The sequence below is a fragment of the Wielerella bovis genome (assembly GCF_022354465.1).
Classification (GTDB): Bacteria; Pseudomonadota; Gammaproteobacteria; order Burkholderiales; family Neisseriaceae; genus Wielerella; species Wielerella bovis.
In genome coordinates, this window is sequence record NZ_CP092361.1 from 704,674 (window position 1) to 726,000 (window position 21,327).

The following is a 21,327-nucleotide window of genomic DNA, read 5'->3' on the forward strand; positions in this document are numbered from 1 at the left end:
ATAAATAATAAATGATGTGTTTTCAGGCTGCCAAATGTCAGTTAATTTTTCTTTATACTAAATATAGGCAGCCTGAAAAATTAAGGTAATTGCGAACACTCGCGCCATTCGCCCAATTCCAGTCCCAAATCAAACAGATTCACGCGCCCAATGCCTACACGAATCAAGCGCAAACACGGAAAACCTGCTTTTGCCGTCATGCGGCGCACTTGGCGATTTTTACCTTCGTGGATTTGGATTTGTAGCCAGAAATCGGGGACAGTTTTGCGTTCCCGAATCGGTGGGTCGCGCTGCCAGATTTTTGCTACATCATCTTGATTTAATAAGCAGATTTTTGCAGGCTGCGCGACAAAATCGCCCAAATCAAGCGGCTGCGTGAGTTGTGCCAATTTATCCGCATCGGGCGAACCTTCCAGTTGCGCCCAATAGGTTTTGGCCAGTTTAAATTTGGGATTAGCAATACGCGCTTGTTGTTGTCCATCATCGGTTAGCAGCAGCAAACCTTCGCTGTCGGTATCCAATCGCCCTGCGGGATAGACATTGGGGACAGGAACAAAATCTTTCAGGCTGCGGTGTTTTTCGTGTGGCGAAAATTGGCAAATCACGCCATAGGGTTTATTGAGTGCGATAAGCATAATGCTGCCTGAATGCTGGTAAAGTTGGCAATTATAACATTTGTTTACAGGATTTTGCATATAAAAAGGCAGCCCGAAAGCATTTTCAGGCTGCCTTTGGGCGATGATTTAGGCAAATGTTAGCGCATCTTGCAATAACTTACCCGCCACATCTTTGGCGGACAAGCTCGGCTCGCCAATCAAACCCCAATCAATCCCCACAGTTGGGTCGTTCCACAACAACGAATGTTCCGATTGTGGATGATAATAATCGGTGCATTTGTACACAAATTCTGTATTGTCTTCAATGGTATAGAATCCGTGCGCGAAACCTTCGGGTACCCACAATTGGCGTTTGTTTTCGGCGGACAAAATCGCGCCAAACCATTTGCCAAAAGTCGGCGAACTGCGGCGCAAATCCACCGCCACATCAAACACGCTGCCTGAAACCACACGCACCAATTTTCCTTGCGTGTGTTTCAGTTGATAATGCAAGCCACGCAAGACGTTTTTGCTGGATTTGGAATGGTTTTCTTGCACAAAAGTGCGGTCGGCAATGTGTTCACGAAACCACACATCGCGAAAGGTTTCCATAAAAAAGCCGCGTTCATCGCCAAACACTTTGAGTTCTAATAATTTGACATCGGGGATAGATGTGTCAATAATATTCATGTTTTCAATTCCTTAAAAGTAAAAAATATTTCAGGCTGCCTGAAAATCAATCTTCCTCATCAAACAAATCCCAGTTTTCATCTTCATTAGAAAGGATTTTTGTTAATAAATCTGCCATATTGTCAGCTACATGGCGCATTTTTGCTGAACCTAATGCCCCTAAATCCAAAGCGTAAATGGCATCATCGTAACCTTTTTTGTGAATAAAAAAGCCCAAATCGCCATCTTGACCAATTAAAAAATAATCAGGGGCATTTTTTTGCACATCATAAGTCGCATTGCGCTCCAACAGATTTTTATAGCCATAGAAATAACCACCATTGCCAAAATCATCATAATAATCAAGCCCATCTTCTTCTTTTACACACGATAAAAATTCTTCGTAGCTATCTGGTAAATGAAAGCCCAATTTATTTTTCCATAGATAAAACATCATCATATCCTTCATTTGACATTTTCAGGCTACCTGAAAATCAAATTCAAACATAATCTTTCAAATCCAACAAAGCCTTACGCCAATCGCTCGTCTCAATCCCAAACGCTGCTTGAATTTTGCCACAATCCAAACGCGAATTGGCTGGGCGAGACGCTGGCGTGGAGTAATCCGCAGTCGCAATCGCATTCAAAACAGGGATTTGCGCCAACACATTTTGCGCGTGGGCTTGCGCGAAAATCTCGCTGGCAAAATCGTGCCACGACACATAGGGGCTGCCTGAAAAATGGTACACGCCATAAGCATTAGTTTTGCCAACGTGAATTTGTTCGCATATTGAAATCAATGTCGCCGCAATGTCGCCTGCATAAGTTGGGCTACCAAATTGGTCGGCAACCACGCCCAAACTGTCTCGGCTCGCGCCCAAACGCAACATGGTTTTGACGAAATTACCGCCCTGTTCGTTGAACACCCAAGCGGTGCGCAAAATAATGTGGCGTTCGCAGGCAGCCTGCACCGCGATTTCGCCTGCCAATTTGGTTTCGCCATACACGCTTTGTGGCGCAACGGGGTCGGTTTCACGGTAAGGGGTTTCGCCTTTGCCGTCAAAGACATAGTCGGTGGAAATGTGCAAAATGGTCGCGCCAACATTTTGCGCTGCCAAGGCGAGATTTTCTGCGCCTGTGCAATTAATTGCGTGGGCTAAATCGCGTTCGCTTTCGGCTTTGTCCACGGCGGTATGGGCGGCGGCGTTGATGATGAAATGGGGGCGAAAGGTTTGCGCTGCCTGTAAAACGGCTTGTTTATCGGTAATATCCAGCGTGTCGCGGTCGGTGGCCAAAATTTCGGCTTTACTTTGTAATTGCGCAACCAGTTGGCTGCCAACTTGTCCGTTTGCACCTGTGATTAGGTATTTAATCATTTTGTTTCAATCTCTTAAGTTGCAGAAATATTTTCAGGCTGTCTTCCTGTACACAACAAAAGTACAATATATAGTGAATTCAATTTAAACCAGTACAGCGTTGCCAGCTCCCTTATGTATTAAGTGTACACGGCGGTCGCTGTCGCCTTGTCCTGATTTAAATTGATTGAATCCACTATAATCCCAAAAACTAAATAACAACACGGTAGCCCCCTAGCCTCTCGGATACTTATATACCCGAAATTTTTCCTATGCATTGTAAAATGCTAAAATAATACTTTTCCAACAATCAATTATAGTAGTGAGTTTGGATTAGAACAAATTGGGCTGGTACACTTTAAAAATCGTTACAAACAAACATTAGCAATGTATTTTTAATGCGGAATTAAATAACTTTAGCGCAAAATTCAACCGCGAACAAAATATCATTAAATTTCCTTTCAATATAGTTTGTAAACAATAGTTGCTGTTACTTTGTCTTATTTTTATTTTAAACAACTATATCTACATATAAAACGCAGCCTGAAACACATGGACATCATCAAACTTATTTATTCACATCACAAAAACACTTTCCTGCAAATGTTCGCGCTCACGCTCATTTCAGGCGCACTCGGCATCGGCACATTATCCTATATCAATAACAATTTACTGCAAAATAATCAGCTAAATAGTGGTGGCATTGGTATGTTTCTTTTGCTCGTCATGATTTATTTCATTGCCGCCAGCATCGCCCAAATCCAACTGGCACGACTGGGACAACAGTTTATTTACGACACGCAAATCCAATTCGTCAAACGCATTATGGACAGCCATGATGCGCAATTACAACTGGTTGGCAAACCCAAAATTCTTGCCAGCCTTGCCAACGATATTCGCAGCCTGTCATTTGCCTTTACGCGCTTGCCAGAATTGGTGCAAGGCGCATTGTTCACATTTGCATGCAGTCTCTATCTGATTTATTTATCACCCAAATTATTTTTGGTAACCGCCGCGCTGATGGCAGCGATGATTATCGGCACCAATTTTGTCGTGAAAAAACATTACGGCAGTTTCCGCACCATGCGCCACGCAGAAGATGAAATCCAACGCCATTACGAAACTACTTTAAATGGTCATAAGGAATTGAAATTAAACCGTTTCCGTGCAGAACGCTTTTACAAAGAAGAATTTATCCCACAAGCCGAAAGTCGTCGCCAAGCTCATATCCATGCCGATAGCTATCACGCCATTGCCGTAAACTGGGGCAACAGCATCATGCTTGCCGCCGTTGGCATCATATTTTATTTGTCCACCCAACACGGCTGGGCAAGTTTGTCGGATGCCGCTACCATTACCATGACCGTGTTGTTTATGCGCGCACCACTTACCGCCGCGATTGGCGCATTTCCCGCAATCATGCAAAGCCAAGTCGGGTTGCAAGCATTGCATGATTTGGGTTTGGACGATTATCGCAGCGAATTTCACAGCAATTTCAGGCTGCCTGAAAATTGGCAAAACATTCGTTTGGAAAACATCACATACAGCTACCCCATGCAAGGTGGGCAACATTTTGCCTTACAGCCAATTAATTTAACCCTGAAACGCGGCGAAACCGTATTTTTGATTGGCGGCAATGGTTCAGGCAAATCCACTTTGTCTATGGTTTTGGCTGGCTTATATACCCCGACTTCGGGCAAAATTTTTGTTGATGATATAGAAATCACAGACGAAAACCGTGAAGCCTACCGCCAATTATTTGCCAGCGTGTTTACCGATTTTCATTTGTTTGAACAGATTATGGACGGCATGGGCGATGAAGTTGCCGATGAACATATCACACAATGGCTGGCACATTTACAATTAAGCGAAAAAGTTAAAATTGAGAAAAAACGCATTTTAAACAGTAAATTATCACAAGGACAACGCAAAAGATTAGGCTTATTGATTGCCGCGCTGGAAAATCGCAGCATGATGATTTTGGACGAATGGGCAGCCGACCAAGACCCACAATTTCGCCGTGTATTTTACGAACAACTGTTGCCCATTTTGAAAGAAAGTGGCTACACTATTTTCGCCATCAGCCATGACGACAAATATTTTCATCATGCCGAGCGGATTGTGTCCATGAAACAAGGGGCTTTGCGCGAATACGATAGCGAAACAGCTAAAACGATAGTGGAAGAACACAGTAGAATGGAATAAATCATAATCAGGCAGCCTGAAAAACATGGGTAGATTGGACTCTTGAATCCAATATTTTCTCTTCTATTTTTGAGACTAATGACAACATCACAGCATTGGGCGCGATGTTGGTTTTGCTGATAATCAGCTCTATTCAAAGCGTGTAGCGTAACGGACTTGTACAGCTAAAATGCAAGCCAATGTTTCCCATTGACGAATATTTTCAACACAGAATTGAACTTAATCCATACAAAATCTAAGCACAAATATAGTAGATTCAATTTAAATCAGGACAAGGCGACAGCAACCGACGTGTACACCTAGTACATAAGGGAGCTGGCAATGCTATACTGGTTTAAATTGAATTTACTATATTTAAAACAAAAAGCAGCCTGAAAAAGAAAAAGTCACTTTTCAGGCTGCCTGAAATTTGAAAACAGTCCTAAAAATGACTATAATCCCCAATTAGTCATTTTTAGGACTTTTCCATGAACGCAAACACCACCAATCCCCTAGACCAAATTGGCGACATTTGCACACAAATGTTATTAAGTTACGACAGTTTCGCCAAAAAATACCATATCAATGGCAATGAACTCGCCATACTCTACACATTGTGGGTAGATGGCGACTGCACCCAAAAACACATTGCAGACAAATGCCAAATCGCTAAACAAACCATACACACCCTGTGCAAAAAATACGAAACAGACGGCATTTTGGTCAGCCACACCAGCCCAAACGACAAACGCGAAAAAACCTTACAATTCACGGAAACAGGACGGCAGTTTGCCCAAAACATCATTGAGCCATTATTAGCCCAAGAAAATCAAGCCATTGCCGATTTTGGCGTGGCAAGGGCGGAATTTTTGCTCAACGAATTCAAAATATTACAAACATTATTAAGCCAAAAATTGGAGCAACATCATGGCTGATGCCGTTCATACTTTGAAACAGATTGCGTTCGCGCACCGCCAAAAATTGTTGGCGACATTCACATTGGTGGCGTTGGAAAACGTGTTGTTTTTGCTCTATCCATTGGTGGGCAGTTTTGCGGTCAATGCTGTGCTGGCGGGCAAAATGGGGCATGCTTTGGTTTACGCGGCAATGGTTTTTGTGATTTGGGCAGTGGGTTCGGCGCGGCGAGCGGTGGACACGCGCGCTTTTGTGCGGATTTACGCGGATTTGGCGGTCAAAGCCATTATGAATGAAAAACAAAAGGGAACAACGTCATCGGCAAGCGCACACGCCAATTTGGCACGGCAATTTGTTGCATTTTTTGAAGAACATCTGCCCATTTTAATTACAGCCACGTTTTCCATTGTCGGGGCTGTGGCAATGTTGCTGATGATTGAATTTTGGTCGGGTGTGATTGCATTGTTGATTTTGCTGACATTTTTGGCGATTTTACCGCGCTATATGCAAAAAAATGACCGACTGTATTTCAAACTCAACAATCGCCTTGAAAATGAAGTGAACATCATTGAACGCAGCAAAAACAATGAATTGAATAAACATTATGATTTATTGTCTAAAATCCGCATTGCCATTTCCAATCGTGAAGCGACCAGTTTTTTGCTGATTGGCGTGGTATTGGCGATTTTATTTGGCGCGACTTTGGCGATTTTGGCAAGCAAAACTGTTCAGGCAGGACACATTTATGCGGTGTTGACTTATTTGTGGGGTTTTGCGATGAGTCTTGATGATATGCCAAGATTGGTAGAAAAATTTTCTGAACTCAAAGACATAGGTAAACGTGTGGACGTGTAAATGAAGATGCAAAAGCTGCTTGAAATCTTTGTAAAACCCACAATAGTGAGTCATATTCTAAAACCAATATTTTTCATTTTTAACAATTATTTGTTTTATTTAAAAATTATTGGATAAAATATCCAACCTACCAGCTTTCAGGCAGCCTGAATAAGTTTTGCCAAGGTTTCAGGCTGCCTGCATATCATTACGGCTCTAATTTCTCAATTCCGCCCAAATATGGACGTAATGCCACAGGAATTGTAATTGACCCATCTGCATTTTGATGATTTTCCAATACCGCCACCAACGTACGACCCACAGCTAAACCTGAACCATTGAGTGTATGTACTAAACGATTTTTGCCGTTTTCGTCTTTAAAACGTGCTTTCATGCGACGTGCTTGGAAATCTTCACAATTGGAACAACTTGAAATTTCACGATAAGTGTTTTGCGCTGGCACCCACACTTCCAAATCATACGTTTTTGCTGCGCCAAAACCCATGTCGCCTGTACACAATGTAATCACACGATAGGGTAATTCCAAAGCTTTTAAAATATTTTCCGCGTGTCCAACCATTTCTTCCAAAGCTTCATAAGATTTTTCAGGCTGCACAATTTGTACCATTTCCACTTTATCAAACTGATGTTGGCGAATCAAACCACGCGTATCTTTACCATGCGAACCCGCTTCGCTGCGGAAACAAGGCGAATGCGCCGTTAATTTCATTGGCAAATCTTTTTCCGCCAACACCTGTTCGCGCACCGTATTGGTCAGTGTCACTTCTGCGGTGGGGATTAAATATTGTGTCAATTTTGTTTCATCGCCACCACGCGTAACGTGGAACAAATCTTCACCAAATTTGGGTAATTGCCCTGTGCCAATCAATGTGCTGTCGCTGACAATGTAAGGCGTGTAACATTCTGTATAACCGTGTTGTGTGGTGTGCGTATCCAACATAAATTGCGCCAAAGCACGGTGCAAACGCGCTACCTTGCCCTTCATCAAACTGAAACGCGCACCCGATAACTGCGCGGCTGTTTCAAAATCCAAACCCAAAGCCGCACCCAAATCTACATGGTCTTTGACTGCAAAATCAAATTCGCGTGGCGTACCAACTTTGCGGACTTCCACATTTTCCGTTTCATCTTTGCCAACAGGCACGCTCTCGTGCGGCAAATTCGGCACATTCAACATTAAATCGTCCAAAGCAGCCTGAATGCGTGGCAAATCTTGTTCAATTTTGTCCATTTGGTTTTTGATTTCAGCCACTTGTGCTTTGGCAGCTTCGGCTTCGTCTTTTTTGCCCTGTCCCATCAACACGCCGATTTGTTTGGATAAACTGTTACGCTGTGCTTGCAACTCTTCATTTTGCACTTGCAACTGTTTGCGTTGTGCTTCCAATTCATTGAATTTATTCGTATCCAACACAAAACCGCGTCCTGCCAAACGCGCCGCCACCGCCTGAATATCGCTGCGTAATAATTGAATATCTAACATTTTTCTTTTCCTATTCTTTGTGAGAAATGAATAGATGTATTTTAAACGAAAAAAGTGTTTTCAGGCTGCCTATCTGCATATTCCTTGCAATAAATAGGCAGCCTGAAAAAGTATTTTTTAGTACAATACACCATTTCATTTAAAACATTATTTTCAGGCTGCATTTATCCTTAGTCGTTTAAAATAAAAATAATACCATGTTGCCAACTCCCTTATGGTGTAGTCTCCTTGTCTGATTTCTATTTTAAACGACTATACAATGCAGCCTGAAAAACCATTTTTCACCATAATCATGTCCCAACATCGTCCCAAAGCCTTCGCCATACTCGGTGCAACCGCCAGCGGTAAAACCGCGCTTGCCTTGCATCTAGAAAAAAAATTTCCCTGTGAAATCATCAGTCTAGACAGCGCACTTGTGTATCGCGATATGAACATAGGCACCGCCAAACCCACGCCTGATGAACTCGCCATCGCACCGCATCATTTGATTGATATTATCAGCCCGATGCAAACATACAGCGCGGCGGAATTTGTGGACGATTGCGTGCGTTTGGTCAACGAAATTCATGCGCGCGGACGTTTGCCCTTGATTGTTGGCGGAACGATGATGTATTTTCACGCACTCACGCAAGGATTAAATGCCTTGCCCGAAGCCGATGCTGCGACACGCGAAATCTTGCAACAGCAAAAATCAGAATATGGTTTAGCCTATTTATATCAACAATTACAACAACATGACCCTGAAACCGCCGCGCGTTTAGAACCTGCCGACAGCCAACGCATTGAACGCGCTTTGGAAGTTTGGTTGCTGACGGGTAAACCTTTGTCGCAACATTTTGCCGAACAAGAAACACAAGTCGCGCCATTGGATTTGCACACGCTCACGCTGATTCCCGCAGACCGAAGTTTGTTGCACGCGCAAATTAACAAACGATTTAATTTGATGATTGAACAGGGTTTTTTGGACGAAATTCGTGATTTGCGGCAAAAATATCCACAATTGCAGCCTGAAATGCCATCCATGCGTTGCGTGGGTTATCGTCAAGCGTGGGCACATTTAAATGGCGAAACCACGCTGGACGAATGTGTGGCACAAGGGCAGGCGGCAACGCGGCAATTAGCCAAACGCCAACTGACGTGGTTGCGAAAATTGCCTGCTGATACGGTGCTAGACCCATTTTTGCAGCGTGATTATTTGGCTGCGGCAACAATCGCCATGCAATATTTTTTTGATATATAACGTGTTTTTCAGGCTGCCTTTGAGCGAATGCAGCCTGAAAATATATAGTGAAGTAAAATAAGAAAGATGCAAGGCGACCACGCCCGCCGTGTACAAATAGTACATAAGGGCGTGGGCAACGAAACAGATTTCTTATTTTAATTTACTATAAAATAATTGAATTTGAAAACCCATTTTCAGGCTGCCTATCAGAGAAAACTATGTATCAACCTGCCACTTTAAAACGCCGCTTTGCCGCCCTGCTGTATGAATCTTTATTGGTTGGCGCGGTAACTACATTAACCGCCATTGTGAGCGGCATCATCAACACCTTGATTGCCAACACCATGCCTGCATTGATGAGCCTGACACCTGTATTGTTTACTGTGTTGATGTTATCCGTATGGTGGGCATATTTTCGCCTGAACTGGGTGCGCGAAGGACAAACGCTCCCAATGCGTATCTGGAAAATTGGTTTGACCGATTTATCAGGCAGCCGTCCTGTCGCCAAACGCTTGTTGATGCGTTTTATCTGGGCATGTGTCTTTTTGGTATTCATTCCCCTACTTGTTTATCAAGGCGCGCAAAGCATGAATATACATGGCAAAACGGCTGCTGGATTGGCAATATTGTGGTGGATTTTGCCGTGGGGATTTGCGGTTTTGCATCCGCGTAAACAATTTTTGTATGATGTGTTGGCGGGAACGGAATTAGTAGATTTAAAGGAAAAATAATTATCTTCCTGTTTTATTTTAAATAATTGTATATGAGCAAACACTTTGATTTATAGTGGATTCAATTTAAATCAGGGCAAGGTGAGAGTGAATGCCGTGTATATCAAGGTAGATGAGGGAGTAGGCACCGCGGTACTGGTTTAAATTGAATTCACTATAAAAGGCAATTTCTCCTTTTTCAGGCTGCCTTTTTATATTGCTGATGTTTATCCCACAATAATCGCACATCAAAAAAATGTGCCGATAACATGGTCAAAATCACGACAATACAAAAATAAATCGCAGCAGGGCCAGGGGTTACACGCGCAATTGGGGTGTGAAATGTCGTCATCAAAATAATAATCACAAAAATATCAATCATCGACCAACGCCCAATGGCTTCGGTAATGCGGTATTGATGCGATAAAATATTGATAGGCAAAAGCAGCCTGAAACGTGCGCTGTACAATAAAATCAGCATGGAGATGATTTTTAGTGTGGGTACGGCAACGCTGGCGCTGAAAATAATGGCGGCGATGAGTTTGTCGCCATTGTTCCACATATAAATGATGCCGCTCATAATGGTGCTGATTTCGCTTTCCATAGGATTTTCGGAAATCATGATGGGCAGCAGGTTGGCAGGTATATACAAAATCATTGCGGCAAGCAGTAGATTAAATGTGATGTTCAGGCTGTGTGGGCGGCGGTCAAAAAGTTCGGAATCGCATACGCCACAATTTTGTTCGCTGCGTGGGCGAAAGTATAGACAACGGGTGCAGCAAACGGTGTCGGGGGCAGCCTGAAACAGTCGGTCGCCGTTGTGTTTGTGGATTTGGTAATACATCCAATGACTTGGCACGGAAATGGCGGTGCGTAGTAATAGGAGTGCGAGAAATGGCATCAGCCAAAATGCGGCGCCAAAAGTCAGCATGGCAACTGTTTTGATTTTGATGTAGGCAACCAGCATGGAAATGAAAAATACGTCCACCATAATCCATTCGCCTAATCGGGTGAGTAGGCGCGTGCTGGTAAGAAAATAGGGTAGGGTGCGGTTGGTAAGTAAGCCGTAATAAACGTAAATACACAATAATAAAAATAATACGGGTGCGCCGAATGTGAGCGCGAACATGACTAAACCGAGAAAACCCCAATCATCGGCGAGTAGGGCGTACACCATTTCAGGCAGCGTTAAACGTGTAAACATGCCTGTCATACGCACGGTAATAAAGGGCAAGGTGTAAACCAGTGTCATCAGTATCAAGGCGGAGATGGCGCAGGCAAGTGGTACGGGATAGGGTTCGGGTTCAATGCGTACCAGATGGTGATGACAACGTGGGCAAGAGGCTTCTTGTCCTTGGCGTAATTTGGGAATTTCAGTGCGTAAACCGCATTCGGGGCAATCTACCGTGTGCGCGGGAAGGGTGGCGCTTGGGGTATAGATTTTGTGCCATTTTTGGCTGAATTTGCGGTATAAATATTGACGAATAGAAGGCATGAAGATTGAGGCAGCCTGAAAAAATAATGGTGGATTATAGCGGAATTTATGGTTTAAAAATGATGAAAAGGCAGCCTGAAAATAGATTTTTACGTTTTCAGGCTGCCTTTTTATGTTGATTTAAGTGGTAGTAAATGTCCCATTTTGCAATACATCCATACTTGCGCCAATAATGCGTTGTGCCGTTGCAGGCAAATCATCAAAACGGTTCGGTTCATTTGCCCACATGGTAACCAGTCCACACAAATTGCTCTCCAAATATAAAGCCGAAAAAACAATGTCTGTGTTGGATGGCAATTTACCTTGTGCCACACTCAATTCCAAAGCACGGTAAATGCGCTCACGACTAATGGCGTGATACCGTTGTGCTAACTCAGTAACAATTTGATTATTTTCAGTTTGTTCGCATTTTGTAAACATAACGTGACAGAATTTTCGCTGTTTTTCATCGCTGTTTAGAATGCGAAACAATTCACACAAACTACTACGCAAATGTGCCCAGACATCGGTACTTTCATTGAGTTTGTCGTCATTCATCATGCTCATAAATAAGATATATTTTTGTTCAAATAATGCCTCAAACAAATCTTCTTTATTTTTAAAATGCCAATACAAAGCACCACGTGTTACGCCTGCTTCTTGGGCAATTTCTTGTAATGATGCGCGTGTAACGCCTGTGCGCCAAAAAACTTCTAACGCAGCGTTAAGTAAATATTGTCGGGTTTTTAAGGCTTCTTCTTTGGTTTTTCTCATAAGAATTAAAGGGTAAATATAGGGACTAATTAAAAAATGAAAGATTGCAAAACATACATAGATGAATGTATAATACCGCGTTTTACATTTATTTAAAAGGCAGCCTGAAAAATATTTTCAGGCTGCCTTGAAACGATTTTATTTTCAGTCAATAGGAAACAATAATGAAGACAAATACTTACTGGCGCATGACTGCGTTGGCATTGGCAGCTTCGTTGGCATTGGCAGCGTGTGGCGATGGCAAAGATGCGGCAGCACAACAAGGTGGAAAAGGTGGTGCAGCTGGGCAACAAGCACCTGCGCCAACTGTGAGTGTCGTTACCGTGCAGCCTGCAACAGTGGCGATTGAAGTGGATTTACCAGGACGTTTGGAAGCGGTGCGTTCTGCTCCGATTGTGCCACAGGTTTCGGGTGTTGTACGTCGCCGTTTGTTCCAAGAAGGTGCAATGGTTCGTGCAGGGCAGCCTTTGTATCAAATTGATGATGCCAGTTTCGCTGCGAATTTGGAAAATGCACGCGCCAGCCTATTGACTGCACAAGCAGCGGCTGCTAAAGCCGATGCAGATGTGGCGCGTTATCGCCCATTGGTGGATGCTGACGCGATTAGTAAGCAAGAATGGGACGCAGCCTTAACTGCACAACGTTCAGCGCAAGCGCAAATTAAAGCGGCACAAGCGGCTATTCGTTCCGCGCAAGTAAATGTGAATCACGCGCATATTAAAGCACCTATTACAGGCTTTATTGGGCAAAGTTTGGTAACCGAAGGTGCGTTGGTTACCGCAAATTCTACGCAAATGGCATTGATTACGCAGTCAGATTATTTGTATGTCAATATCAAGCAATCATCTGGCGATATTTTGCGTTTGCGTCAGCAGTTGGCAACGGGTGAACGCAGTTCAAATAAAAACTTTGAAGTGAGTATTCAGTTAGAAGACGGTTCTATTTATGAACACAAAGGCAACTTAATATTTGCTGATGCAACTGTGGATGAAAAAACAAGTCAGGTTACTTTACGCGCCGTTGTGCCTAATCCAGAAGGTATTTTGATGAGCGGTATGTATGCGCGTGTTAAATTGCCATTGTCTAGCGTGGATAATGCGTTTGTTGTGCCGCAACAAGCGGTTACGCGTGGTCAGCAAGATATTGTGATGGTGGTGGGTGCAGATGGTTCAATGCAACCGCGTCCTGTGAAAGTGGTAGGGCAAACAGGTAGTAACTGGATTATCAGTGAAGGCTTACAAGCTGGTGATAAAGTGATTGTGGAAGGCATTATGATTGCTGGTATGACAGGTGCACAAAAAGTGCAAACCAAAGAATGGCAGCCTGAAAATGCCAAACAAGCTACTTCTGCTGGTGCCGCACCACAATCTTTGCCGACGCAAGAGCAGCCTGAAAATGATGCAGATGCTATGGTGGGAACACCTGTTCAGGCTGCCTCAAATGTGGCTGCATCTGCTGAGGAATAATGGAGTAAAGCATGGCTAAATTTTTTATTGATAGACCAATTTTCGCTTGGGTAATCGCGATTTTTATCATGATTGCAGGTGTGATTGGTATCAGCCGATTGCCGATTACTCAATATCCATCGGTGGCTGCACCTAAAATCACATTAACAGCGGTTTACCCTGGTGCTAATGCGCAAGTGATGGAAGACAGCGTATTGTCCGTCATTGAACGCAATATGTATGGTGTAGAAGGTTTGGACTATATGTCCACATCTGCCGATTCCAGCGGTAGAGGCACAGTGTCTTTAATATTTACACCTGAAACCAACGAAGATTTGGCACAGATGAATGTGCAAAATAAGTTGGCGGAAGTAACCGCATTGCTGCCTGCAACGGTGCAACAAAATGGTGTGGTTGTGTCTAAGGCACGTTCCAACTTTTTGATGGTGGTGTTTTTGCAAAGTGAAAACAAATCTGCTGAAGAGTTGTTGGATTATTCGCAACGCAACGTTGTGCCAGAATTGCAACGTATTGATGGTGTGGGCAATGTACAATTATTTGGTGCACAACGCGCGATGCGTGTTTGGGTTGACCCAGCCAAATTAAAAAACTATGACGTTTCATTTGCTGATGTAACCGCAGCAATTCAAGCACAAAATGCACAGTTGGCTGTGGGTTCATTGGGTGCTCTGCCTGCGAGTGAAGGTCAGCAAATCAGTGCAACCATTACTGCCGAAGGGCAACTGAAAACGCCAGAAGAGTTTGGCAATATTTTGTTGAAAAGCAATACCAGCGGTGCAAATGTGTATTTGCGCGATGTGGCAGAAATCAAATTGGGTAGCCAATCTTATGATGCAGCTTCCTATTTGAATGGCAAAAGAGCAGCAGGTATGGCAGTGTCTTTATCCAATAGTGGTAATGCTATGGCAACTGCAACTGCTGTCAAAGCCAAAATGGAACAGTTGCAACATTATTTTCCAGAAGGTGTAACATGGTCAGCGCCTTATGACACTTCAAAATTCGTGGAATTGTCCATCAAAAAAGTGGTTACCACTTTGCTGGAAGCGATTGTTTTGGTGTTTATCGTGATGTTTATTTTCTTGCAAAACATTCGCTATACGCTGATTCCAACGATTGTTGTACCCATTTCCTTGTTGGGTGCGTTTGCCTCCATTTCGTATTTGGGTATGTCCATTAACGTGATGACCATGTTTGCCATGGTATTGGTGATTGGTATTGTGGTGGACGATGCGATTGTTGTGGTGGAAAACGTGGAACGGATTATGGCGGAAGAAGGATTGTCGCCTAAACAAGCCACGAAAAAAGCCATGCGCCAAATTTCAGGTGCAGTAGTCGGGATTACCGCAGTATTGATTTCTGTATTTGTACCCTTGTCCATGTTAAGCGGTGCATCGGGTAATATTTATCGCCAATTCTCGCTGACAATGGTGTTTGCGATTGGATTTTCGGCATTCTTGGCTTTGACTTTAACGCCAGCCTTGTGTGCCACCATGTTAAAACCAATTAAAAAAGGACATAATCACACTAAAACAGGTTTCTTTGGTTGGTTTAACCGCACATTTAATTCAGGCACGCGTACTTATTCAAGTTGGATTGCCAAAACCTTGCGTAAGGCAGGCACTATGTTTGTGGTTTATGTTGCATTGGCTGCCGTAGGCGTGTTACTGGCAATGCGTTTGCCATCAGCATTCTTGCCAGCGGAAGACCAAGGTAACTTGATGATTAACGTACAGTTGCCAGCAGGTGCAACGCTGGAACGTACTGAAAAAACCATGAACAATATCGTGGGTGTAGCGAAATCCATGCCCGAAGTGGAAAACGTGATTACCGTATCAGGTTTCAGTTTTGCAGGCAGTGGTCAAAATATGGGTTTAGGCTTCATTATTTTGAAAGATTGGTCTGAACGAACTGGCAAAGGTAGCGATGCGCAATCTATGGAAGGTAAGATTACTGGCGCATTGATGGGCGGTGCCATTCAAGATGGTTTCGGTTTGGCAATTAATCCACCACCCATTATGGAATTGGGTAACGCATCAGGTTTCAGTTTTTATCTGCAACAACGCGGTACAGCAAATCATGCCGAATTATTGGCACGCCGTAATGAATTGTTGGGCAAAATGCGTGGTAATCCACAGCTATTTAATGTACAAAACGTGCGTGCATCGGGTTTGGAAGATGCGCCACAGTTAAAAATTGAAATTGACCGTATGGCAGCAGCAGCCAATGGCGTAAGTTTCAGTAGCATTCGTAGCGTATTAGGTACAGCTTTGGGTTCAAGTTATGTTAATGACTTCCCCAATGAAGGACGTTTGCAACGTGTGATTGTTCAGGCTGCCCCAAAAGCACGTATGCAGCCTGAAGATGTTTTGGCATTAACTGTGCCTACGGCTGATGGCACATTGATTCCCTTGTCCAGTTTTATGACTGCGCGTTGGGAAAACGGCATTGAACAAAGCGTGCGTTTCAACGGTTATCCAGCGATGCAATTGAATGGCGCAACGGTGGCAGGCAAAACCACAGGCGAAGCGATGGCAGAAGTGCAACGCATGGTGGACGAACTGGAAGGCAATTACACGCTGGAATGGGCAGACCAATCACGCGAAGAAGCCAAAGGAACATCGCAACAAGCCATTATTTTAGGCTTGGCAGCCGTTGCCGTATTCTTGGTATTGGCAGCTTTGTATGAAAGCTGGTCTATTCCATTTGCGGTGGTTTTGGTGGTGCCATTGGGTATTTTAGGCGTGGCATTGGGCGCAAAATTACACGGCGCATCACGCGACTTGTATTTTATGATTGGCATGGTAACCGTCATGGGTTTGAGTGCGAAAAACGCCATTCTGATTATTGAGTTTGCCAAAGATTTGCAAGCCGAAGGCAAAAGCGTAGCTGAAGCTGCATTACGTGCTGCCAAATTGCGTTTCCGCCCGATTTTGATGACATCGTTTGCCTTCATTTTGGGCGTCGTGCCGATGTATATCGCCACAGGCGCATCATCAGCCAGCCAACGCGCCATTGGTACAGCTGTGTTCTGGGGTATGCTGATTGGTACATTCCTGTCTGTATTCCTTGTGCCGATGTTCTACATTGTTGTGCGTAAATTCTTCAAAGGCAGCAATCCTGTTCCTGTTCAAGGCGAACTGGATTTGTTTGAAGATGAAGAAGATATGGACAATTAACCATAATTTTCAGGCTGCCTACGTTTGTTAAGGCAGCCTGAAAGTATAATTTTGTTTATTTTTAATTTATTTATTTTTCAGGCTGCATGATTAAGGCAGCCTGAAAATGAAAGCATACATTATGACAATGTTTAAACACACCATAACCGCAATCAGCATCAGCATTGCATTATCTGCATGTAATCTTGCCCCTAAATATGAGCAACCTAATATTGAATTGCCATCAACAACATTCAAATATGATGTACAACAAACTGAAATGGAAAGTATTCAGGCTGCCTCATTGGGTTGGAAAGATTATTTTGCCGACCCTCGTTTACACGCATTGATTGAATTGGCAATTCAAAACAACACCGATTTGCGTACCGCTAATTTAAATGTGGAAAAATTCCGCACACAATATGCCATTTCACGCAATGCATTGTTGCCCAGCGTAGGCGGTAATGCAGGTGTAAGTCGCAGCCGTGGTGCACAAAGCGAAAATTACAGTATCGGTTTGGGTATTTCCAGTTTTGAATTGGATTTATGGGGCAATGTCCGCAACAGTAAAGAAGCTGCATTGGAAGCATATCTTGCCCAAGCATCCACACGCGATGCCACTCATTTGAGCATTATTTCCAGCGTTGCCAAAGCCTATTTCAACGAGCAAGCAGCACAAGCATCTATGAATTTGGCAGAACGCACCTTGCGTACACGCCAAGAAACCTATCGCTTGGCACAACTGCGCCACAAAGCAGGCGTGATTTCCAAATTGCAATTATTGGAACAAGAAAGCCTGATTGAAAGCGCGAAATCCAATTATGCAGAGGCTGTCAATTCGAGAGAACAAGCGCGTAACGCATTGGAATTATTGATTAGCCAAGCCATTCCCGAAGATTTGCCTAAACCATTGGCATTGGATAAACAGTTCCGCATTCGTAATTTACCCGCAGGCTTGTCATCAGATTTATTGCATAATCGCCCTGACATCATTGCCGCAGAACACAGCCTGAAAGCTGCCAATGCTAATATCGGTGCAGCGCGTGCCGCTTATTTCCCACGCATTAGCTTAACAAGCACATTGGGTTTTGCTCATCCACAATTAAGCAATTTGTTTGAATCTGCCAATAAGTCATGGAACTATGGTGCAAATGCTTCCATGCCGATTTTTGACTGGGGTTCAACCACCAAAAATGTAGAATTAAGCAAAATTGCCCAAGAAAAAGCTCTTGTTGAGTATGAGGCTGCTATTGAAAGCGCATTCCGTGATGTATCCAACGCATTGGTTGCACGCGCAGCATTAAATAGCCAATATGAAAGCAATGTGGCACAAAATCGTGCAGCCGCTGAACGTTTGCGTTTGACACGCTTGCGTTATCAACATGGTGTGTCCAGTTCATTGGATTTATTGGATGCCGAACGCAGTAGCTATGCTGCTGAAAGCGACGTATTGCGAAACCAATTGAGTTTGCTGGAAAACTTGGCAGATTTGTACAAAGTATTGGGCGGCGGTTTGAAACGCCACACCAGCGATGATATAACTGTTCCCGAACAAATGGATGCCGAACGCAGTGAACGCAAAACCAATGCAGTGCGTGAATTGAAAGATGCAGTTAGCGATGGTGTGAGCCATATTAAATCGGATAGCAAAAAAGTGCGTGCTACGGCTCGTGAAGTGATACAAGATACCCGAGAGGCACTCCGTAACTAATTGGTATTTGAAAAAGGCAGCCTGAAAAAAATCATTTTCAGGCTGCCTTTCTTTTTGCAGCCAAGCGGATAACTGTTACAATAGCTAAATTTTAATCAAACTATTTTTCAGGCTGCTTTTGTCGTTTTATTCTTAACAAATAATACAAAATAATCATTTTTTCCTATTTTCAGGCAGCCTGAAAAAAAACACATATATCATGAAATCATTTATTCAACCTCGTACCCCTAACTATTATGCCCGCAATAAGCAATCTTCCACGTTTTTGGAGCGATTGTTAGACCGTAACTTATTGAAAAATGGTGATACTTACGACAAAACATTTGTTTGGTTGTTGCTGTGTTTGCTGTGTTTTGGTTTGGTGATGGTGTATTCAGCATCGGGTGCACAGGCAGGGTTGCATAAATTTGATAATCGCGCTTACTTTTTGATTAAACAAGCCCAATTTGCCTTATTGGGTTTAACCTGTTCGCTGATTTTTATGCGCGTTCCCTTGTGGCGATGGCAGCGATGGACAAAATATTTGCTTGGCTTAACCTTGTTTGTCTTGATATTTTTGCCCTTTGTCGGAGAAGAAGTCAATGGCGCACGGCGTTGGCTCAACACGCCATTTGGTTTTAAAGTGCAGCCCAGCGAAATTTTCAAGTTGGTCACCATTATGTATATGGCGGATTTCTTTAAACGCCGCGTAGATGTGTTGCACGATTTTCGCCGCGTGGTGATGGTTGGTATCCCGATTGCCGCAGGTGCCGCGTTTGTGTTATTAACGCGCGACTTGGGTTCCATGATGGTGATTTTGGGCATATTTTTGTGCTTGCTGTTTTTGGCAAATATGCCGATGAAATGGTTTTGGAGTGCGGTGGGTGTATCGATTGCAACGGTGGGTTTGGTTATTGTGTCGTCTGAATTCCGTATGCGCCGTATCAGTGTGATGTGGCAGCCATGGAAAGACCCAACAGGTACAGGTTATCAAGGTTTAGGTTCGTTGTTGTCTATGGAACGCGGTGGTTTATTTGGCGAAGGTTTGGGCAATGCAATTTTCAAACGCGGTTTTCTACCCGAAGCGCATACCGATTTTATTTTGGCGGTAATTGGCGAAGAGCTTGGATTGATAACAGTTGCTTCATTGGTATTTGTCTATGTTTGGATTATTTGGCGTGCATTTTCCATTGGTAAACAAGCGCGAGATTTGGAATTACATTTCAATTCATTTATTGCGGTTGGGATTGGCGTTTGGGTGGCAGCGCAGAGTTTCATCAACATTGGTGTGAATATTAGTTTATTGCCAAATAAGGGTTTAACGCTGCCATTGGTGTCGTATGGTGGCTCATCATTGGTGATTATGTTGGTGGCATTTACCATGTTGTTGCGTGTAGATTACGAAAATCGCCGCGTGTTGCGTGGTTTCTGCGTAACCGACCCGCGTGAAAAAATGAAGAAAGATGAAAAAAATGAGTGAGCAAAAAACATTTTTATTGATGGCTGGTGGTACGGGCGGACATATTTTTCCTGCGTTGGCGGTGGCGCAATCTTTGCAGCAACGCGGACACAAAGTCGTGTGGTTGGGCAGCGTGGGCAGCATGGAAGAACGTCTGGTGCCACAACACAATATTCCTTTAGAATTGATTGCGATGAAAGGTGTGCGTGGCAAAGGTTTGTTGCGCAAATTGAGTTTGCCGTTTATGTTATGGCAAAGTGTTCAGGCTGCCAAAGATATTATTCAAAAACATCAGATTAGCGCGGTAATTGGTTTTGGCGGATTTGTAACGTTCCCTGGTGGATTGGCGGCGAAAATATTGGGCGTGCCGATTGTGGTGCATGAGCAAAATGCGGTTGCTGGCATGGCAAACAAGCATTTGGCAAAATGGGCGGCGCGTGTGTTGTACGCTTTTCCGAAAGCGTTTTCACAATATCCCGATGGTTTGGTGGGCAATCCTGTACGAGCGGAAATTACAGCTTTACCTACGCCAGAAATGCGTTTTGCTGAACGTTCAGGCAGCCTGAAAATTGTGGTGGTTGGCGGTAGTTTAGGGGCACAAGTGTTGAATCAAATTGTGCCAGCAGCGATGGCGATGCTGCCTGAAAATGAACGTCCACAAATTGTGCATCAATCAGGGCGCGGCAATTTGGAGACTTTGCAGGCTGCGTATCAAAAAATGGGTGTCAATGCGGAATGTGTGGAATTTGTGCATGATATGGTTTCGGTGTACCGCGATGCTGATGTGTTGATTTGTCGTGCTGGTGCACTGACGATTGCGGAATTAACGGCGGCTGGTGTTGGTGCGTTGCTCGTGCCGTTTCCCTATGCGGTGGACGACCATCAAACGGCAAATGCGCGTTATATGGTAGCGGCGGAAGCGGGTTTGTTGTTGCCGCAAAGTCAGTTGAACGCGGATAATTTGGCGCAAATCATTGGTGGTTTAACGCGTGAACAATGTTTGCAATGGGCGAAAAATGCGCGTTCTTTGGCGTTGCCAGATAGCGCGGACGATGTGGCAGAAATTGTGTTGCAAGTGGCAAAATCGTGATAAAAGGCAGCCTGAAAACGAATATTTTGTAGAAATAGGTTTTCAGGCTGCCTACGTTTTTATAAATTAATGTTTTTTATGATATTTAATATAGTCGTTTAAAATAAATACTATGGTATTGTCAGCTTCCTTAATGTATTTGGTGTATGCGGCTGTTGCCTTGTCTGTGTTAATTTGAAATGACTATATTTCCGTAGAACAAAAAATGTTGGATATAAGTATTCTACCAACTC

At 43.6% G+C, this 21,327-nt stretch carries 17 protein-coding genes; 10 read left to right on the forward strand and 7 right to left on the reverse strand.

Features of this window, described 5'->3' with window-relative positions; translation table 11 throughout:
- Positions 1-80 precede the first annotated feature (80 nt).
- The 4 genes from MIS45_RS03625 to rfbD form a co-directional block, all read right to left on the reverse strand.
- Positions 81-635: a pseudouridine synthase gene (locus tag MIS45_RS03625; RefSeq protein ID WP_249451032.1), complete on the reverse strand. Its 555-nt coding sequence runs from the start codon at positions 633-635 to the stop codon at positions 81-83.
- Positions 636-743: 108 nt separating this feature from the next.
- On the reverse strand, positions 744-1,286 hold the full coding sequence (rfbC, locus tag MIS45_RS03630) for a dTDP-4-dehydrorhamnose 3,5-epimerase (RefSeq protein ID WP_249451033.1): 543 nt from the start codon (positions 1,284-1,286) through the stop codon (positions 744-746).
- 46 nt (positions 1,287-1,332) lie between these two features.
- Entirely contained in the window at positions 1,333-1,719 is a 387-nt protein-coding gene (locus MIS45_RS03635; protein ID WP_249444658.1) for an SMI1/KNR4 family protein, read from the reverse strand.
- 46 nt (positions 1,720-1,765) lie between these two features.
- On the reverse strand, positions 1,766-2,641 hold the full coding sequence (gene rfbD, locus MIS45_RS03640; protein WP_249451034.1) for a dTDP-4-dehydrorhamnose reductase: 876 nt from the start codon (positions 2,639-2,641) through the stop codon (positions 1,766-1,768).
- A 531-nt stretch (positions 2,642-3,172) separates the two neighbouring features.
- On the opposite strand from rfbD, the gene MIS45_RS03645 reads away from it, so the two are divergent.
- From MIS45_RS03645 to MIS45_RS03655, 3 genes are all read left to right on the forward strand, one after another.
- Positions 3,173-4,825 carry a multidrug ABC transporter permease/ATP-binding protein gene (locus MIS45_RS03645; protein ID WP_249451036.1) on the forward strand — a complete coding sequence of 551 codons (1,653 nt, stop codon included), beginning with the start codon at positions 3,173-3,175 and terminating at the stop codon, positions 4,823-4,825.
- A 467-nt stretch (positions 4,826-5,292) separates the two neighbouring features.
- On the forward strand, positions 5,293-5,739 hold the full coding sequence (locus tag MIS45_RS03650) for a MarR family winged helix-turn-helix transcriptional regulator (RefSeq protein WP_249451037.1): 447 nt from the start codon (positions 5,293-5,295) through the stop codon (positions 5,737-5,739).
- Positions 5,732-6,574, forward strand: a complete 843-nt coding sequence (locus MIS45_RS03655) for an ABC transporter six-transmembrane domain-containing protein (RefSeq protein ID WP_249444662.1) — start codon at positions 5,732-5,734, stop codon at positions 6,572-6,574. The genes MIS45_RS03650 and MIS45_RS03655 overlap by 8 nt, the downstream gene beginning before the upstream one ends.
- 187 nt (positions 6,575-6,761) lie before the next feature.
- Here the strand turns inward: MIS45_RS03655 and serS are convergent, their stop codons facing one another.
- Positions 6,762-8,054, reverse strand: coding sequence for a serine--tRNA ligase (gene serS, locus MIS45_RS03660; protein WP_249451038.1), 1,293 nt, complete (start codon positions 8,052-8,054; stop codon positions 6,762-6,764).
- A 292-nt stretch (positions 8,055-8,346) separates the two neighbouring features.
- Between serS and miaA the strand changes: the two genes are divergently transcribed.
- Both miaA and MIS45_RS03670 read left to right on the forward strand, forming a co-directional pair.
- Positions 8,347-9,294: a tRNA (adenosine(37)-N6)-dimethylallyltransferase MiaA gene (miaA, locus tag MIS45_RS03665; RefSeq protein ID WP_249451039.1), complete on the forward strand. Its 948-nt coding sequence runs from the start codon at positions 8,347-8,349 to the stop codon at positions 9,292-9,294.
- Positions 9,295-9,494: 200 nt separating this feature from the next.
- On the forward strand, positions 9,495-10,007 hold the full coding sequence (locus tag MIS45_RS03670; protein WP_249443292.1) for an RDD family protein: 513 nt from the start codon (positions 9,495-9,497) through the stop codon (positions 10,005-10,007).
- Positions 10,008-10,185: 178 nt separating this feature from the next.
- On the opposite strand, the gene MIS45_RS03675 is transcribed toward MIS45_RS03670, so the two are convergent.
- Together MIS45_RS03675 and mtrR are read right to left on the reverse strand one after the other, a co-directional pair.
- Positions 10,186-11,481, reverse strand: a complete 1,296-nt coding sequence (locus tag MIS45_RS03675; protein WP_249451040.1) for a paraquat-inducible protein A — start codon at positions 11,479-11,481, stop codon at positions 10,186-10,188.
- A 120-nt stretch (positions 11,482-11,601) separates the two neighbouring features.
- The gene (mtrR, locus tag MIS45_RS03680; protein WP_249443294.1) at positions 11,602-12,234 is read right to left on the reverse strand and encodes a multidrug efflux system transcriptional repressor MtrR; all 633 of its coding nucleotides are present in this window, start codon (positions 12,232-12,234) and stop codon (positions 11,602-11,604) included.
- Between the two features lie 164 nt (positions 12,235-12,398).
- Between mtrR and MIS45_RS03685 the strand changes: the two genes are divergently transcribed.
- The 5 genes from MIS45_RS03685 to murG all read left to right on the forward strand — a co-directional run bounded on the left by MIS45_RS03685 (position 12,399) and on the right by murG (position 21,094).
- Positions 12,399-13,700, forward strand: coding sequence for an efflux RND transporter periplasmic adaptor subunit (locus tag MIS45_RS03685; RefSeq protein ID WP_249451041.1), 1,302 nt, complete (start codon positions 12,399-12,401; stop codon positions 13,698-13,700).
- 11 nt (positions 13,701-13,711) lie between these two features.
- The gene (locus MIS45_RS03690; RefSeq protein ID WP_249451043.1) at positions 13,712-16,876 is read left to right on the forward strand and encodes an efflux RND transporter permease subunit; all 3,165 of its coding nucleotides are present in this window, start codon (positions 13,712-13,714) and stop codon (positions 16,874-16,876) included.
- A gap of 106 nt (positions 16,877-16,982) precedes the next feature.
- A complete protein-coding gene (locus MIS45_RS03695; RefSeq protein WP_283397437.1) occupies positions 16,983-18,566 on the forward strand; it encodes an efflux transporter outer membrane subunit in 1,584 nt (527 codons plus the stop codon).
- Positions 18,567-18,765: 199 nt separating this feature from the next.
- Positions 18,766-20,025 (forward strand): putative lipid II flippase FtsW, encoded by a 1,260-nt coding sequence (ftsW, locus tag MIS45_RS03700; RefSeq protein WP_249449227.1) that lies wholly within the window; start codon positions 18,766-18,768, stop codon positions 20,023-20,025.
- Positions 20,018-21,094 carry an undecaprenyldiphospho-muramoylpentapeptide beta-N-acetylglucosaminyltransferase gene (murG, locus tag MIS45_RS03705; protein WP_249447343.1) on the forward strand — a complete coding sequence of 359 codons (1,077 nt, stop codon included), beginning with the start codon at positions 20,018-20,020 and terminating at the stop codon, positions 21,092-21,094. Before ftsW ends, murG begins: the two co-directional genes overlap by 8 nt.
- The last annotated feature ends 233 nt before the right edge of the window (positions 21,095-21,327 follow it).

Bases quoted from the DNA above. Each gene is read 5' to 3' on its own strand.
- MIS45_RS03625 (WP_249451032.1), bottom strand. From the start codon at position 635: ATGCTTATCGCACTCAATAAACCCTATGGCGTGATTTGCCAATTTTCG.
- rfbC (WP_249451033.1), bottom strand. From the start codon at position 1,286: ATGAATATTATTGACACATCTATCCCCGATGTCAAATTATTAGAACTC.
- MIS45_RS03635 (WP_249444658.1), bottom strand. From the start codon at position 1,719: ATGTTTTATCTATGGAAAAATAAATTGGGCTTTCATTTACCAGATAGC.
- rfbD (WP_249451034.1), bottom strand. From the start codon at position 2,641: ATGATTAAATACCTAATCACAGGTGCAAACGGACAAGTTGGCAGCCAA.
- MIS45_RS03645 (WP_249451036.1), top strand. From the start codon at position 3,173: ATGGACATCATCAAACTTATTTATTCACATCACAAAAACACTTTCCTG.
- MIS45_RS03650 (WP_249451037.1), top strand. From the start codon at position 5,293: ATGAACGCAAACACCACCAATCCCCTAGACCAAATTGGCGACATTTGC.
- MIS45_RS03655 (WP_249444662.1), top strand. From the start codon at position 5,732: ATGGCTGATGCCGTTCATACTTTGAAACAGATTGCGTTCGCGCACCGC.
- serS (WP_249451038.1), bottom strand. From the start codon at position 8,054: ATGTTAGATATTCAATTATTACGCAGCGATATTCAGGCGGTGGCGGCG.
- miaA (WP_249451039.1), top strand. From the start codon at position 8,347: ATGTCCCAACATCGTCCCAAAGCCTTCGCCATACTCGGTGCAACCGCC.
- MIS45_RS03670 (WP_249443292.1), top strand. From the start codon at position 9,495: ATGTATCAACCTGCCACTTTAAAACGCCGCTTTGCCGCCCTGCTGTAT.
- MIS45_RS03675 (WP_249451040.1), bottom strand. From the start codon at position 11,481: ATGCCTTCTATTCGTCAATATTTATACCGCAAATTCAGCCAAAAATGG.
- mtrR (WP_249443294.1), bottom strand. From the start codon at position 12,234: ATGAGAAAAACCAAAGAAGAAGCCTTAAAAACCCGACAATATTTACTT.
- MIS45_RS03685 (WP_249451041.1), top strand. From the start codon at position 12,399: ATGAAGACAAATACTTACTGGCGCATGACTGCGTTGGCATTGGCAGCT.
- MIS45_RS03690 (WP_249451043.1), top strand. From the start codon at position 13,712: ATGGCTAAATTTTTTATTGATAGACCAATTTTCGCTTGGGTAATCGCG.
- MIS45_RS03695 (WP_283397437.1), top strand. From the start codon at position 16,983: ATGAAAGCATACATTATGACAATGTTTAAACACACCATAACCGCAATC.
- ftsW (WP_249449227.1), top strand. From the start codon at position 18,766: ATGAAATCATTTATTCAACCTCGTACCCCTAACTATTATGCCCGCAAT.
- murG (WP_249447343.1), top strand. From the start codon at position 20,018: ATGAGTGAGCAAAAAACATTTTTATTGATGGCTGGTGGTACGGGCGGA.